Here is a 15,369-nt window from a genome sequence, read left to right on the forward strand (position 1 = left end):
ACCTATGCCAGTGGCGCCCGCCCTTACATGACAATAGTCAAGTTGGAGACCGAGAAAAGGGTGGCACCCCCGCGCTGGCTTTGGCATAGCATGTCTCGGGGTTGATCATCCGGGGGTGTTCCCGGAGCGGACGAATAAGGGGCTGCCTTCTTGTCACACGAGGCACAAAAGATAATTGCGCGGCAGTCACTGCTCTTGCGAAGCCTGCCAGAGCAACATGTCGATACTCTGCTGCGTCAGGCCGTCTGGCGGCAATACGACCGGGGCGAGACGATCTTTCTGCAAGAGGAAGAGGCCAAGGCCGTACATGTTGTACTGGCTGGTTGGGTCAAGCTGTTTCGCATTTCCCCGACCGGTGCCGAAGCCGTGGTGAGCGTTTTCACGCGCGGTGAAAGCTTTGGCGAAGCCGTTGCGCTGCGCAATGTGCGCTATCCCGTTTCGGCCGAGGCGGTATCTCCCTGCGAGATCATGCACATCCCAAGTCCAGTGCTGCTGTCGCTGATGAAGCAAGACCCGGAAATCTGCGTATCGATCCTGGCGGCCACATTCACGCATTTGCATTCCCTGGTGGCGCAACTCGAACAGCTCAAAGCCCAGACGGGCGCGCAGCGTGTCGCGGAATTCCTGCTGAACCTGTGTGATTGCGATGCCGGCCAGTGCGAAGTTGAACTGCCGTATGACAAGATGCTGATCGCCGGGCGTCTGGGGATGAAACCCGAAAGCCTGAGCCGCGCTTTTTCGAGGTTGAAACCAGTCGGGGTTAAGATCAACCGAAACCACGCGGAAATTGCAGATATGGATGTATTGCGGAATTACGCGGAAAGCGACCCGAGCGAGAAATAGAGCCGCGTGGCCGTTGCTCTGTGCAGTAAACTGGCCATTCCCGGTCTGCGATCTTTCCGGCAATCACTATCCTTCCTATTCTTGCTGGATATGCCCTATCGGGCGCGATCCTGAGTGGGTGAGTTGATGGAACACAGACATGACGATTGAACAGCTACTGGCCGGTTTTCCCCGCGCGAGACTGATGACAGCTGCTACGCCGGTCGAACGGCTCGATCGTCTGTCCGACCAGCTTGGTCTGGATCTGTGGATCAAGCGGGATGATCTGACAGGGTTGAGCTTTGGCGGCAACAAGACCCGGCAGCTTGAATTCTATATGGGCGAGGCACAAAAACAGGGGGCAGATACCATTCTGATCACCGGCGCTGTGCAATCCAATTTCGTGCGCACGGCTGCCATGGCTGCATCGAAGCTTGGGATGGAGGCCGTGCTTCAATTGGAAGAGCGTGTGCCGGATATGGGAGACCATTATTATTCCTCGGGAAATGTACTTCTGGCCCGGCTTCTGGGTGCCGAGCACATGCACTACGGTACCGGAGAAGACGAGGCCGGGGCCGACAATGCCCTTCACGTGCGGGCAGATCAGCTGATCGCTGAAGGCCGAAAGCCATATGTAATTCACTTGGGCATCGATCATCCGCCCTTGGGGGCGTTGGGTTATGTGGCCGGGGCTGCCGAACTACTGGATCAGATCGCCGATTTCGACGTCGCAGTGGTGCCATCCGGCAGCGGTTCGACCCACGGCGGGTTTCTGGCCGGGCTGCGTCTGACTGGCAACACGGCACCTGTTTACGGCATCTGCGTTCGCCGCGACCGTCGCCAGCAACATGCGCGGTTGCAAAAGGTATTGGAACGGTTGGCGGGTATGATGGAGTTTGACCCGGCTCTGGTCATGAAAGACATCCTCACATGGGACGGCGCATTACCTCCTGGATATGGGCGGATAGGCCCGTCCACACGGAAGGCGCTTGCACTGATGGCGCGCGCCGAGGGTATTTTTCTGGATCCGGTCTACTCGGCCAAAACATTTGCGGGTTTGTTGGAATTACGTGAAAACGGCACCATTCAACAGGGTCAGAAGGTTGTGCTGTTGCATACGGGTGGGCAACCGGCGCTGTTTGCATATCAGGAAGAGCTGATCCCGGCCTGAGAGCCATCCGAGAAGCCACTGTATACTAAGTCGCGATTAGCCAGCCAACCCGTGGTTTCGAAGCGCGCCACACGGTGACACGTGACCTATGTCAATGACAGTACCGCGGATGTCGTGTCGGTTGAGCGAACCTAGCCCACCTTAGAATGGGTGGAAGATATGTTCGCAGAGTTGGAGGCTGGATATGGCTGATGGATGCGGCTGTGATCGACACGCGCATATGTATCTGAGCGTGGATGAGGCCCTGCACCGTGGCCTGTCCGCTGCTGATCCGATCACAGAAACGGAAACGCTGCCTTTGGCCGCTGCAATAGGGCGAATATTGGCCCGCGACTGTTTCAGCAAGGTCGATATGCCCGCTTTCGACAATTCGGCAATGGATGGTTATGCGGTTCGAACCGCAGATCTTGGCGATGACGACCTGTTCCAGATGCCGGTGGAGGGTCGCATCGCAGCGGGGGACAGCGGGTCTCATGCTGCACCTGTCGGCAGCGCGGTGAGGATTTTTACCGGAGCGCCTGTTCCTTCTGATTACGACGCCATCGTCATGCAGGAAGATTGTGATGTTGTAGAGGGGCAAATTCGCTTCAGCCGCCGTCCAAAGCCCGGGCAACATATCCGGCGTGCCGGTGAAGACCTTCATGCCGGAGCGTCGATCCTGCGGCGCGGCTGCGAGATTGGCCCGCGCGAGGTGGCAGCCCTTGCATCCGCCGGGTATGGCGAGGTCGTGGTTCTCCGCAAGCTGAAGGTTGCGATCTTTTCAACCGGCAGTGAGTTGCGCCAACCGGGTGAGCCCCTTGGCCCGGGGCAGATCTATAACTCGAACCGTTACATGCTGCTTGCGCTGTTGCAGAAGCCCTGGATTGAACTCACGGACCGGGGGCCGGTTGAAGATGACCCCGCGCTTTTGAAACAGGTCTTGCTGGACGCGACTGAAACCTCTGACCTGATCATCACGACCGGTGGTGTTTCTGTCGGCGATGAAGATCATATGCCGCGTCTGTTCACCGAGATCGGTGGCGTGACGGATGTGATGAAAGTCGCAATGAAACCGGGTAAGCCCATCATGTTCGGTCGGCGTGGCGGTGCTCTTTACATTGGCCTGCCGGGCAACCCGGTTTCTGCTTTTGTGACCTGGCAGATAATCGGATCGCAGATGATGGCGCGCCGCGCCGGTCTGCACCACACACCGCACGCAGCCGTACAAGCAGTTCTGTCGGAACCTTTGTACCGTACCGCAGGCCGACAGGAATATCGCCCAGTTCAGATTGACGGTTACACACCGGACGGACAGCCCCGATTGCGTCTGATGGAGCCGTCCTACAGTGGTCGTGTTGCTTTGCTTGCGCAAGCGGATGGATTGGCGATCATCCCGGCAGAAGTGACGGAATATCCCGAAGGGCAACGCCTTGAGCTATTGCAGTTTTAAGCCCTAAGCGCTTTTCCCGCGGCATCAAAGGGCGGTTCATGCAGGATTGTGGCCCTGTGTGGGCGCCCCAGAACCATAACCTCGACCTCATCACCGAGCTGGGCATTTTTCACATATCCCAAGGCCAACGACATTCCGACAGTGTAGCCATAGGTGCCCGAGGTCACCCGGCCGATCCCTTCACCGTTCTTGAAGATCGGCTCGCCACCTGTTGCATCCGCGTTGGATACTGTCACATCCGCTTCGTTCAGGCGCAGGATCACCAGGTGTTCCCGGGCCGGGTTCTGTAACACTTTCTGCGCAGCCGCCTTGTTGAGGAAGTCCTTTTCGAATTTGCAGAGGCGATCAAGACCCACTTCATGCGGCCAATATTCCGGGCTGTATTCGCGGCTCCAAGACCCATAGCCCTTTTCGACCCGCATAGACATCAGTGCCCGGCTGCCAACAGGGCCAGCCCCGAACTCTTTGCCTGCCTCAAGCAAGGCATTGTACAGCCGTGCCTGATCTTGGGTGGCGCAATGCAGCTCCCACCCCAGGTCGCCAGTAAAGGAGACGCGCAGGGCAAGAACCTGAACTCCCGCCAGCTCAATCTTGGCGGACCGCATGAACGGGAAATCTTCGGTTGCGAGCGATGTGTTGGTCAGACGTTGCAGGATGTCGCGGGACCTGGGGCCGGCCACGTTAAAGCCGCACATCGCTTCGGTTTTGCTTTCGAAAGTGGTGCCTTCAGGTAGCGGAACCTGTTTGAAAAAGCGTTTGTGATACCGTTCTGCCATGCCCGAACCAATCACCCAGAACTCGTCATCAGCCACGCGGGTGACGGTAAAGTCGCCTGCAATACCGCCGCGTTTTGAAATCAGTGGGGTCAGACAGGACCGACCAACGGTTTTCGGCATGGTGTTTGCAAAGACGGCATTCAGCCAGTCTGCTGCACCCGGACCCTTGCAGACATATTTGGCGAAGTTCGAGATATCGATGATCCCGGCACGGCCGCGCAGCATCCTGCATTCTTCACCTACCGGTCCCCACCAGTTCTGACGGGTAAAGCCGTTGGTGTCTTTGGTGCCGGGCGTTGCGGCAAACCACAGCGGATGTTCCCAACCGGCGTTCAGGCCAAAAACCGCACCCATGGCTTTCTGCGCCTCATAGATCGGGCGAACCCGTGCCGGACGACCGGCGCTGCGTTCTTCATTGGGGAAATGGATCGCGAACCTATGACTGTATTGATCTGCCACGCGCGCTTTGGTGAACGCCTTGGTGGCCCAGCTGTCAAAACGCGCCAGATCCCAGGCGAACATGTCGTATTCCATTTCACCCTCGATGATCCACTGCGCCGCCATCAGGCCCATGCCGCCCGATTGCGAGAAGCCGGGGATGATCCCGTTGCAGCAGAAATAGCCGTCGACCTCAGGCACCGGCCCCATCAGAACATTTGAATCCGGCGACCAGATCATCGGGCCGTTGATGACACGCTTGATCCCGGCTTCACCAACCGCAGGCAGGCGTTCGATGGCGTTCATCATGTTCTCTTCGATCCGTTCCAGATCATCAGGGAACAGATCGTGGGCAAAATCCAGCGGCGTGCCTTCTTCGGCCCAGAACCTCATATCTTTCTCATAAGCGCCGACCAGCAGGCCGTTGCCTTCCTGACGCAGGTAATACTCGCCATCCCGGTCTGACACAGATGGCAGACGGGTGCCGTGGCTTTTCACATCAGCCATGGATTCGGTTACGAAATACTGGTGCTCTGTAGGTTGCAGCGGCAGTTCGATTCCGGCCAGTGCCGCAACCTCGCGCCCCCACAGGCCCGCTGCGTTCACCACCCAGCGTGTCCTGATGTCACCTTTTGGCGTTCTGACGATCCAGCTGCCATCCTCCTGCTGCTCGGTTGCAGTGACCGGCGTGAAACGGTGAATCTGCGCCCCGCGTTGACGTGCGCCGACCGCATAGGCGTTGGTCACGCCCGACGGGTCCACATTGCCGCCATCGGGTTCGAACATCACGCAACGGATGCCGTCGTAATTGACCAGCGGGTTCAGCTTTTGAGCTTCTTCGATGCTGATCTCATAGAAGTTCATGCCATACAGTCTGGCCTTTGCGGCCTGTAGCTTCAGCTGATGTTCGCGCTCTTCTGTCTGGGCCAGGTATAGCGAGCCAGGCTGGAATACGCCGCAGCTTTGACCGGTTTCAGCTTCCAGCGCTTTATACAGGCTCATCGTGTAATGCTGGATGCGGCTGATATTGGTACTGTCGTGCAATCCGTGAATGTTGGCGGCTGCGTGCCAGGTTGACCCCGAGGTCAGCTCGTCCCGCTCCAACAGAACTACATCGGACCATCCCAGTTTGGTCAAATGATACAGGATCGAGCACCCGATCACTCCTCCGCCGATGACCACGGCCTGAGCTTCGTTTCGCATTTTGGCTATCTCGCGCGTTTTCGTTCGCGCTTGTTCTTTCATGAAGACTGACCCATCGACAATGTCGACAAAATTCGAGATCGAATGAAGTCAGCTAAACTCAAATTTGGAGAATGCCTGACGGCGCAATACGCTTAAGCAAACGAATTCGTCAGAACGTTAATCGGTGTGCGCGGCCACGTTCAAACAGCTTTAGGTTCAACTCATCTGCTTCCGGCGCGCCATATTCCAACGCAAACACAAATGCGTGGGTCAGGTAAAAACACGAGGCTTCATGATCCTGACGTTGTTCGGCCAGAATCGCCGCTTCGTGATAAAGCCGGATCAATTCGGGTACATCTTTTTCCGCATGGGCTCGCAAGAGTTGTTTATCGAGTTCGTTCAGATCCACTGTGATCCTTTCAGCGAATTCACACCGGCTGCCCAATACTAAAGAAAAGACGGCAACGCCGTCCCGTCTATAGTGTTTGCAACCGACCTGCGATCTGGTCAGTCAGGCCTGACCAGATCGACTTTTCAGGATTGCTTACGCTTCAGCGCGGGCTTTTTCGATCTGCGTGGCCACCCAATGGTGAAAACAATGGGTCGGGCCGTCCATCGCGGGCGAGAAACGACCGCCATCGAATTTCACGCCGTGACGGCCTTTCTGCATGCCTTCAACCACAAAGACGTCTTCCTCGAACACCGTCTTCCACAGTTGCGCGTTCTTGGCACGCAGTGCTTCGTGTTCGGGCGCGTCTTCGGGTTTTTTGGCGTAGTAGAGCTCAATCCGTTCGTTCGAACGCTCATGCGTGATCGGATCGATGAGGAAAGCAAAGCCGTGGTCACGCTGAACACCCAGCAGGGTATTCGGGTAAACGACGATATATTCCGCGCCGTCAGTCCACTGCTCACTCAGGTTCTCGAAATCATCCAGCTTTTCGCCATCGTGACCCTCGAACTGGCGGTAGACATAGGTGCCCTGACCCGAATACTTGCCCAGTTCGTTGATGTTGTAGTGATCTTCCAGACGCGAATAGCTGTTCAGGCCGGGATGAACCCAAGGCAGGTGATAGCTTTCGCAGTAGTTCTCAACAGCCAGTTTCCAGTTCGAGTTCAACTCAAGATAAACCGATGCGCCAGCGCCACCGTGATACATTGGTTGATCGAATTCTTTCCAGCGTTCCATCAACTCGCCATGGACATTTTCGAATTCCGGAGCATCGCCGCTGACATTGACAAAGACAACATCCCGCCAGACATACGAGCGGATGCGGATAAGGCCCAACTCGGCGAAATCTAGATCCTCATGGGTGTTTTGCCCAGGGCCCCCGACATGAGGGGCAGTCCGCAGTTCACCATTCAAGCCATAGCACCAGCTGTGATAGGGGCAGCGGATCGCGCCGCGGATTTTTTGCGGCTTGTCGACCAAAATCATGCCGCGGTGGCGACAGGTGTTCTGGAACACGCCGATCTGACCGTCGCGATCGCGTACCATCAACAGCGGCACACCCAGGAAATCGATCGGATACGCATCTCCCGCCTCTGGAATGTCTTTGCCAAAGCCGATGCCGGACCAGTTCGCAAACAAGACCGCATCCCGTTCTTCGGCAAAAACTGCGGGATCAATATAATGCTCGTTCGGCAGACCCTTTGCGGTGTTTACCGGTGTCAGAACAGACGAAAGCGGTGCGTGCTTGTTCATCGGCCACTCCTGAGTGATTTGAATGAGTTTATCGCTGCATCCATTGGCGGCCGAGGCCGCCCACGTTCAATACTAAAAAACCTAATGGCAAATTGAGGCAGGCTAAACCGAACCTTCAGACAGTTCGGTAAGCAACCAATTCTTGAGAGCCAGCGCTCCTTCCGAAAGCTGATCGTCCGGACGACCGACAAGATAGAAATCATCCGGGGCGGGTAGGCTGAATTCCTCTAATGCGACGAGTTTCCCTGATGCGAGCATGGGCTGGACCAGACGTTTCCACCCCAGCGCAAGACCCGCCCCTTTACGCGCCACCTGAAGGGCAAGCGCATAGCTGTTCACCCGCGATTCCACCGGAACAACCCCAGAAAACCCGAGGTCGTGGAACCAGGATGACCAGGTCGTCCAGGTACTGTCCTGCGTTTCAAGATGGATCAGCCGCCGCTGCACGAGGTCTTCAAGACTGGCCCCTTTAAGGTCCGCGGCCATCTGGGGGCTGCAAACGGGTGTCAGGATATCGCGATACAGTTTCGTGTGCGTGAGTTGCGCGTTCGCGTCCCGGCCATAGCGGATGAACAAGTCGATATCCGGCCGGTCCGTGAACGCCTTGTCCTGCGCCATCTGGTTCACTTTCACGTGCGGATAATCCTGCCAGAACCGGATGACAGACGGCGACAGCCAAAGTGCGGCGACGGCAGTGGTTGACCCAACGGTTACGTGGTTCTCGACATCGTTGCTGCGAATCTTTTCAAGTACCTTTGAAATCTGCCTGAACGAAGCGCCGAGTGCCTCAAACAGGTCTTGCCCATCCTCGGTCAGTTCCACACCGCGGTGCTTTCGGACAAAAAGTGCCGCGCCCAGCTCACCTTCCAGCGCCTTAATCTGATGACTGACGGCACCCGGCGTCACGGAAAGCTCACTCGCGGCTTCCTTGAAGCTGAGATGCCGAGCGGCGGCTTCAAAGGCCGATAAAGTCGTAAGAGGGGGAAGGTTGTAGTGGCGTCGAGACATGGAGGTTTGTTGGCTTTTGAACTCTGGGTGAGCTCAATTCACCCGAATGTTAGAAATTTTGCAATTGAAATCTATCTTTTTTCCTGTTGTTTGCTGAACGACGCAGAATGTACGCCACGTGAGACCGAACAGGACAAGTGATGGATACTCAAGTCGCCCGCCTTGTGCGAAAAACGCCGCTCAGCCCCGACACCTCCGACTTCTGTTTCGAGATCGAAAGCGGGCGCTTCACCAGCCTCGAGCCCGGAGCGCATGTGGACATCCATCTTGAAGACGGTCTGATACGGCAATACTCGCTGTGGAGCTGGAGCCAGGATGGACGCCTGATCAACGTGGCCGTCAAACGCGAAGACAAGGGGCGAGGCGGTTCACTGGCGATGCATGACCTGCAAGAGGGCGCGACCGTGGAAATCGGCGGCCCCCGCAACCACTTCAAACTTGAAAGCCATGATCGGCACGTCACTTTGATCGCAGGCGGCATCGGGGCCACTCCACTGGTTGCAATGGCACGTGAGCTGCTGAACCGAGGGCAGGATTTTCGTGTCTATTATCTTGTTCGATCAAAAGAATACGCGGCGATGGATGCACAATTCCGGGCGCTTGGACTGGATGAATGGTATCATTTGCATTGTGATAACACAGACGGGGTGTTCGACCTGAGATCGGTCATGCAATCGATGCCGATGGGCGCAGACGTTTATACCTGCGGCCCTGAACCGATGCTGAATGCGGTATTGGAAGCTGGTGCCTTGCTGCGCGGCGGCGCGATACACTTTGAACGGTTCGCCGCCGCGTCGGACATTGAACACGCCCCGAACGCCGATTTCCAGATCGAGATCCAGTCGACCGGTGCGATCTATCCCGTTGGCAAGGACCAATCCATTCTGGAGGTTTTGCAGGCCAATGGTGTGCAGGTTGATTTCGGCTGCTCCGAAGGGCTTTGCGGAACCTGTATCGTTGATGTCGTTTCCGGCGAAGTTGATCATCGCGACGGTATACTTACCCCGCAAGAGCAGGAAACGCATGAGTTCCTGTGCACATGCGTTTCGCGGGCCAAGTCGGGTAAACTGGTATTGAAACTGTAGAAGGAGCCACATTCATGCCCTTTACTTGTTCTCGCTAACATCTGTTTCGAGTACCCGTGAGCGTCGTTTCAAGTTGCATATGTGTCGGAATCTTGGGTGAGCTGCCCTAACCTCTGTCATAGGTTTCCCCGAATTGAAGGGCGCAACCACTTCTTGCGAAGCTGCAACCAGGTTCAACGGCAGACAGACTTGCCACTTCGAGCCAACAGCTTTTGCAAGCGAGAACAATCCGGGAGGAAAAGAGCGGTGGGCGATCCCACATGGTGTGTGGTCTTCCCCGTAAATCTCAGCTGAGTTGCAGTCAACTCGCTGATCGTTTGGTGCATTGGGCATGTTTGTTTACGCCGTCCCGCGCGGTGCACCCCAAGCAGAAATCCAAAGAACAAGAAACGGCGAACACACGGAGGAAAACGCAATATGTCGATACCCGATCCATTCACGGACGTTGAGATAAAGACGGCGGATGCCGGTTTTTATGAAAACTACAGCGTCCCAATTGCCCTGATCAGCAAGGCCATCATGGTCGCGCTGGTTCTGTGGGCATTGGTATTCCCTGCAAATGCAAACGGCACGCTTGGCAGCCTGAACGGGCGGCTGCTTGAGCTTTTCAACAGCTTCTACATTGTCATTGTCGGGTTGTTCCTCGTTTTTCTGGCCGTTGTCGCCGCTATTCCGTCCACGGGTCGCCGTGTGATGGGAACACCCGGTGAAAAGCCCGAGTTTTCAAACTTCTCATGGTTCTCCATGATGTTCGGCGCCGGCTTGGGTGTTGGTCTGATGGTTTTTGCAACCGCAGAACCGTTGGGGCTGTGGGGTTCGAACCCCGAAGTCGTATCCGAGGCGGTCGTTGGAAATACACCCGAAGCACTGCAGTCGGCTTACCGCTATACCTTCTTGCACTACGGGTTTCACGCTTGGGCCATCTATGTGGTGACCGGTTTGTCGCTGGCATATTACGCTTATACCCGCGACATGCCTCTCACCATCCGTTCGGCGCTGACGCCTCTGTTTGGCCGCTTCGTCAATGGCTTCTTCGGCCATGTGGTTGACGTTCTGGGTGTTGTTGCGACGATCCTCGGTGTTTCCGTCACCATCGGCTATGGTGTCAGCCAGTTCATCGACGGGCTTTATGCCATCACCGGTATGGAATGGGTCATGGATCTGGGTGGCGAAGTTCCAACCCCAAGCAAAGTAGGTTTGATCGCCGGTCTGGTCATCATCATGAGTCTGTCGATTATTTCGGCCGTATCAGGCGTTGGTCGTGGTGTTAAATACCTGTCGAACCTGAACCTCGTATTGTCGATCATCCTGTTGGGCACATTTATCGTCTTCGGCTCGTTCGTCTTTGCCATGACCACTTATGGCACGGCAATGGTCGACTATATCCTGCATATCCTGTCGCTCAGCTTCAACGCCTATGGTCCATTGTCAGTTGAAGCCTTCGCTGCGGCTTTGCCTGCCGAAGCACAAGCCCATGCCAATGATTTGATGGGCGGAGCCACCAATGCGTGGGGCAGCTTTGACGGTTTCAAGAGCGGCCTGGAAGGGGCTGCAGCCGAGTTGGATGAAGCAACCCTGGCAGCCGTTTATGCGGCGGGTGAGCAGGGGCGTCAGTTCGGCTGGCAGTCGGGTTGGACCACGTTCTACTGGGCCTGGTGGATCGCGTTCTCGCCCTTCGTGGGCCTGTTCCTCGCGCGCATTTCGAAAGGACGCTCTGTCCGCGAGTTCATCGTAGGCTGTGTGTTCGCCCCGGCTTTGGTGTGCTTTGCGTGGATGACTGTTCTGGGAGGAACTGCGATTGATCTGGAACTGGCAGGCGCTGCAGAAGGTGCAATCATCGGCGCATCGAACACCAACAAGCTGTTCGTGACACTATCTTACATGATTGACGGTGGTCTGCTGTCAATGTTGAACGTGATGTGCGTGATCCTGATCATGACATTCCTCGTCACGTCGGCAGACTCGGGCATTCTCGTGATGAACACCATCATGTCGGGTGGCAGCCAGGAGACGGGCATCAAGCACCGCATCATCTGGGGTGTCATCCTGACGGCTGTGATCGGCGCTCTGATCCTCGCAGCCGGTGAAAACAACCCGATGGATGCGCTGCGAAACGCGATGATCATCGGTGCATTGCCCTTTACTGCTGTGATGGGTCTGATGTGTATTGCTCTGGCCAAAGCTTTGTTCCGCGACAGCCAGCGTGACAAACACGCCGCTACAGGTGCACAAGCCGCCGAATAAAGCGAAAGCTTAGTTTATGACTTGATCAGGCCGCCCGGAAATGGGCGGCCTGATTTCATTTTGCGCAGACACTGGCCACGACCCTCAAACAACGGAAAAGTGCTGGCCAGCCCGACCTTGGTGAGACATCAAAACCATATCTCAACGAAAAAGCCCCAGTAAAAACCGGGGCTTTTGAGCATCTTGTCGTGAAATGCCTACATGCAGGCTTCCACGGCGCGTTTGGTCATGACCGACACAAGATGCGCCCGGTATTTCTTGCTGCCATGTAAATCAGCGATCATGTTGGCGGGGTTAATCCGAAGGTCCATCAAGGCGTCCGGGCGAAACTCCTTGTTCAGCGCCTGCTCGGCTTCGCTCCAACGGAAGACGCCATCCTCACTTGCGCCGGTCACCGCCACGCGCACGCCGTCCGTGAAACGGGCCAGATATACCCCAACAAGTGCAAACCGCGATGCTGGTTGCAGGAATTTTTGATAGCTTGCCGCCTGCGGAACCGGAAAGCGGATCGAGGTGATGATCTCTCCTTCATCCAGGGCTGTGGTGAACATGCCCTGAAAAAAGTCATCTGCCGCAATTTGACGCGCGTTGGTCACCACGGTTGCGCCCGATCCCAGCACACCCGCCGGATAGCAGGCAGCCGGGTCATTGTTCGCAACCGAACCACCGATGGTTCCGCGATTGCGCACTGCCGGGTCGCCAATTTGTCCAGCCAATGCCGCCAGCGCGGGATAAGATCCTGCAGCGTCGCGAGCAACGACAGCGTGAGGTGTTGCACCCCCAACAGAGACCGAGCCGTCATCATCAACGCAGACGCCTTGCATCTCGGCAATGCCGCCCATCGACACCAGTTTGGACGGAGCCGCCAATCGCTGTTTCAATGTCGGGATCAGGGTTTGCCCGCCTCCCAACGCCTGCGCATCCTCTGCTGCCAATGCTGCAACCGCGTCAGCAATGGTCGAGGGCTTCTCAAACTCGAAATTGTACATTTCGTTCTTCCTTTCCGAAAGGCGCTGATCCGCCCTTCATCTGGCTATAAATATCCCAGGGAGCGCGAGGGGCTGGCCCCTCGCACCCCAACCTCTCAACCATGCATCGCAGTCCAAACGCGTGACGGGCTCATCGGCATGTCGATATGATCAACAGCCTTTCCGCCCGAATTCAGTGCGTCCAGAACCGCGTTTACCACCGCCGGCGGCGAACCGATCGCTCCGGCCTCGCCGCAACCCTTCACACCAAGCGGATTGTGTGTACAGGGTGTTTGGCTTGAATGATCGACGCTGTAGAACGGGACGTCATCAGCGCGTGGCATCGCGTAGTCCATGAAGGACGCGCTCAGCAGTTGGCCATTCTCGTCATAGGCACAGTTTTCAAGCAAGGCCTGACCGATGCCCTGACCAATACCGCCATGCACTTGTCCATCAACGATCATCGGATTGACGATATTGCCAAAGTCATCCGCAGCCGTGAACTTCTCAATCGTGACCTGACCTGTGTCCGGATCAACCTCGACCTCACATGCATAAGCCCCTGCCGGGAAAGTAAAGTTGGCCGGGTCATAAAACGCGGTTTCTTCCAGTCCCGGTTCAACTTCCAGCGGATAGTTGTGCGGGACATAAGCCGTGAGGGTCACATCCCCCCATGCCACCGACTTGTCGGTCCCCGCAACACTGAACTGACCGTCCTTCAGCTCGATATCCGCCTCGGACGCTTCCAACAGGTGGGCGGCGATCTTCTTGGCCTTGTCGATCACTTTTTCGGTCGCCTTAACCATCGCCGAGCCGCAGACCGCCAGCGAGCGTGAGCCATAGGTGCCCATGCCGAACGGAATCTTCGAGGTGTCACCATGCACGATCTCGACCATCGACTCGTCGATGCCGATCATGTCGGCCACAACCTGCGGGAAGGCCGTCTCATGCCCCTGACCATGGCTGTGCGCGCCGACCATGACGCTGATCGAACCGGTGGCATTAACCCGAACGGTCGCGGCATCATAAAGACCCGCCCGGGCCCCCAGCATGCCAACGATGTTCGACGGCGCGATACCGCAGGCCTCGATATAGCAGTTGACACCCAGGCCCCGCAGCTTTCCGTTGGCCTCGCTTTTTACACGGCGGGCGGCAAAGCCTGCCAGATCGGCAGCAGCCTCAAGCTTGTCCATTGTCCCGTTGTAGTCCCCGGTGTCGTAAGTCAGCGCCACTGGCGTGTCATAGGGGAACTGCGTGACAAAGTTCTGGCGACGCAGGGCGATCGGATCCACACCCAACTCGCGGGCGGCCTTGTCGATGACACGTTCCAGCTGGAAGGTTGCTTCGGGGCGGCCAGCGCCGCGATAGGCATCCACCGGCACCGTGTTCGTGAACATCGCCTTCACATTTACCTGAATGACCGGGGTCTTATAGTTGCCCGCCATCAGCGTCCCGTGCAGCCACGTCGGCACCGAGCTGGAGAAGGTCGAAAGATAAGCGCCCAGATTGGCGTAGGTGTTGGTCCGCAGGCCGATGAAGTTGTTATCCGCATCCAGAGCCAGCTCAATCGTGCTGACATGGTCACGACCCTGCGCATCCGACATGAACGCCTCGGACCGGCTGGCGGTCCACTTGACGGGGCGGTTGCAGGCCTTGGCGGCAAAGGTGCAGAACGCTTCTTCCGCATAGTGGAATATCTTGGTGCCAAATCCACCACCCACATCCGGGGCCACGACGCGGACTTTATGTTCCGGCAAACCCAGAACGAAGGCGCACATCAACAAGCGGATGACATGCGGGTTCTGCGAAGTGGTATAGAGCGTATATTCATCCGTGCCCCGGCTGTATTCCGCCACGGCCACGCGCGGTTCCATCGGGTTGGCGACCAGCCGGTTGTTCACCAGATCCAGCTTGGTAACGTGCGCCGCGTTGGCAAAGACGTCGTTCACCTTTGCGTCGTCGGCCTCACCCAGCTGCCAGTCGTAGCAGATGTTGTTTTTCAGATCGTCATGAACCAGCGTCGCGCCTTCCTGCGCGGCGGATTTCATGTCGATCACGGCGGGCAGTTCCTCGATATCCAGATCAATAGCCTCAGCCGCGTCACGGGCCTGTTCCAGGCTGTCAGCCACCACGGCGGCAATGGGATCGCCCACATGGCGCACCTTGCCCTGTGCTAGAATGGGATGTGGCGGTTCCTGCATCGGTGCGCCGTGCTTGTCGGTCACTTCCCAGCCACAGGGCATTCCGCCCACGCCTTCAAAGTCTTTGCCGGTGAATATCCTGACCACGCCGGGCATACCCTCGGCCGTTGATGTATCCACAGAATTGATCCGCCCATGCGCGATGTCGGACCGCAGGAAATATACGTAAGCCTGGCCACGTACATTGATGTCGTCGGTGTAGTTGCCTGCTCCGGTCAGAAAGCGGACGTCCTCGCGCCGCTTGGAGCTGGCTCCGATGCCACTGTCTTTGGGCATTGCTTGTTCTCCTCCCATAAACGGATGCTGTTGCACCCTTCACTTGTCCCACGGGCGCAACATT

Annotated in this window: 11 protein-coding genes; 5 read left to right on the forward strand and 6 right to left on the reverse strand. The window is 56.9% G+C overall.

Features of this window, described 5'->3' with window-relative positions; all coding sequences use genetic code 11:
- The first annotated feature begins 150 nt into the window (after positions 1-150).
- From ACR0JI_RS09105 to ACR0JI_RS09115, 3 genes are all read left to right on the forward strand, one after another.
- On the forward strand, positions 151-843 hold the full coding sequence (locus ACR0JI_RS09105) for a Crp/Fnr family transcriptional regulator (protein ID WP_267365173.1): 693 nt from the start codon (positions 151-153) through the stop codon (positions 841-843).
- Between the two features lie 139 nt (positions 844-982).
- Entirely contained in the window at positions 983-1,993 is a 1,011-nt protein-coding gene (locus tag ACR0JI_RS09110; protein WP_480494087.1) for a D-cysteine desulfhydrase family protein, read from the forward strand.
- A gap of 184 nt (positions 1,994-2,177) precedes the next feature.
- On the forward strand, positions 2,178-3,422 hold the full coding sequence (locus ACR0JI_RS09115) for a molybdopterin molybdotransferase MoeA (RefSeq protein ID WP_480494089.1): 1,245 nt from the start codon (positions 2,178-2,180) through the stop codon (positions 3,420-3,422).
- On the opposite strand, the gene ACR0JI_RS09120 is transcribed toward ACR0JI_RS09115, so the two are convergent.
- The 4 genes from ACR0JI_RS09120 to ACR0JI_RS09135 all read right to left on the reverse strand — a co-directional run bounded on the left by ACR0JI_RS09120 (position 3,419) and on the right by ACR0JI_RS09135 (position 8,531).
- Complete coding sequence (locus ACR0JI_RS09120; RefSeq protein WP_480494091.1) at positions 3,419-5,839, reverse strand: GcvT family protein; 2,421 nt, start codon at positions 5,837-5,839, stop codon at positions 3,419-3,421. The two genes, ACR0JI_RS09115 and ACR0JI_RS09120, sit on opposite strands and share 4 nt — an antisense overlap.
- A gap of 151 nt (positions 5,840-5,990) precedes the next feature.
- Entirely contained in the window at positions 5,991-6,230 is a 240-nt protein-coding gene (locus ACR0JI_RS09125; RefSeq protein WP_480494093.1) for a hypothetical protein, read from the reverse strand.
- Positions 6,231-6,365: 135 nt separating this feature from the next.
- Positions 6,366-7,523 carry an aromatic ring-hydroxylating oxygenase subunit alpha gene (locus ACR0JI_RS09130; protein WP_480477339.1) on the reverse strand — a complete coding sequence of 386 codons (1,158 nt, stop codon included), beginning with the start codon at positions 7,521-7,523 and terminating at the stop codon, positions 6,366-6,368.
- 102 nt (positions 7,524-7,625) lie between these two features.
- Positions 7,626-8,531 (reverse strand): LysR substrate-binding domain-containing protein, encoded by a 906-nt coding sequence (locus ACR0JI_RS09135; protein ID WP_480477337.1) that lies wholly within the window; start codon positions 8,529-8,531, stop codon positions 7,626-7,628.
- Positions 8,532-8,671: 140 nt separating this feature from the next.
- Between ACR0JI_RS09135 and ACR0JI_RS09140 the strand changes: the two genes are divergently transcribed.
- Positions 8,672-9,616 carry a PDR/VanB family oxidoreductase gene (locus tag ACR0JI_RS09140; RefSeq protein ID WP_480477335.1) on the forward strand — a complete coding sequence of 315 codons (945 nt, stop codon included), beginning with the start codon at positions 8,672-8,674 and terminating at the stop codon, positions 9,614-9,616.
- 417 nt (positions 9,617-10,033) lie between these two features.
- Positions 10,034-11,860 carry a BCCT family transporter gene (locus tag ACR0JI_RS09145; RefSeq protein ID WP_480477333.1) on the forward strand — a complete coding sequence of 609 codons (1,827 nt, stop codon included), beginning with the start codon at positions 10,034-10,036 and terminating at the stop codon, positions 11,858-11,860.
- A gap of 197 nt (positions 11,861-12,057) precedes the next feature.
- On the opposite strand, the gene ACR0JI_RS09150 is transcribed toward ACR0JI_RS09145, so the two are convergent.
- Both ACR0JI_RS09150 and ACR0JI_RS09155 read right to left on the reverse strand, forming a co-directional pair.
- Positions 12,058-12,849 (reverse strand): FAD binding domain-containing protein, encoded by a 792-nt coding sequence (locus ACR0JI_RS09150; RefSeq protein ID WP_480477331.1) that lies wholly within the window; start codon positions 12,847-12,849, stop codon positions 12,058-12,060.
- Positions 12,850-12,944: 95 nt separating this feature from the next.
- Positions 12,945-15,305: a xanthine dehydrogenase family protein molybdopterin-binding subunit gene (locus tag ACR0JI_RS09155; RefSeq protein ID WP_480477329.1), complete on the reverse strand. Its 2,361-nt coding sequence runs from the start codon at positions 15,303-15,305 to the stop codon at positions 12,945-12,947.
- Positions 15,306-15,369 lie beyond the last annotated feature (64 nt).

This window comes from Ruegeria sp. N10 (assembly GCF_056531545.1).